Origin of the sequence: Planctomonas deserti, assembly GCF_003067705.1 — a bacterium.
Taxonomy (GTDB): Bacteria; Actinomycetota; Actinomycetes; order Actinomycetales; family Microbacteriaceae; genus Planctomonas; species Planctomonas deserti.
The window spans coordinates 1-571 of sequence record NZ_QANL01000148.1 but is presented as its reverse complement, the minus strand read 5'-3'; the positions used below and the strand labels follow the sequence as shown (position 1 = coordinate 571).

Annotated in this window: 2 protein-coding genes; both read left to right on the top strand. The window is 68.0% G+C overall.

Features of this window, described 5'->3' with window-relative positions; all coding sequences use genetic code 11:
* Positions 1–234, top strand: a 234-nt coding sequence (locus DAI20_RS20010; RefSeq protein WP_205781531.1) for a hypothetical protein, incomplete at its 5' end; no start/stop codon positions are given.
* A 12-nt stretch (positions 235–246) separates the two neighbouring features.
* Positions 247–571, top strand: a 325-nt coding sequence (locus DAI20_RS20005; RefSeq protein WP_159085156.1) for an ABC transporter permease subunit, incomplete at its 3' end; no start/stop codon positions are given.

Genomic DNA, 571 nt, shown 5'->3' with positions numbered 1-571 from the left:
GCCATCGATGCTCTGCAGCAGCAGGTCTGGCGCAAGCAGGTCGATCCTTCGGAACTGGCCGACCATGAAGCACGCTACGTAGTGCTGTCGACCCGTCTGGTCGGTGGCCGCCCGGTGATCCACGTGCACAGTGCCAACGATCCCGGCGATGGCTTCGCGGCGGTGGCTCCCGACCTTGAGGACGTGTACTTCCAGCGCCTGCGCCTGCAGGCCCGTGCCCGCGCGGCAGCCTGAGCGGAGCACGCCATGATCCTCAACTTCTTCCGCTTCGAGCTGCGCGAGCAGCTGCGTTCCCCGCTGCTGTGGCTGCTGGCCGGGCTGTTCGCCCTGCTTGCCTTCGCCGCCGCCTCCAGCGACGCCGTGCAGATCGGTGGCGGCGTCGGCAACGTGCACAGCAACGCGCCCACCGTGATCGCGCAGATGCTGGGCATCTTCACCCTGCTCGGAATGCTGGTCACCGCCCTGTTCGTGAGCAACGCCCTGTTGCGTGACTTCGCACTCGGCACCGCCGAACTGATCTTCGCCCGCCCGGTGAAGCGCCGCGATGACCTGGACGGACGCATCGCCGCCG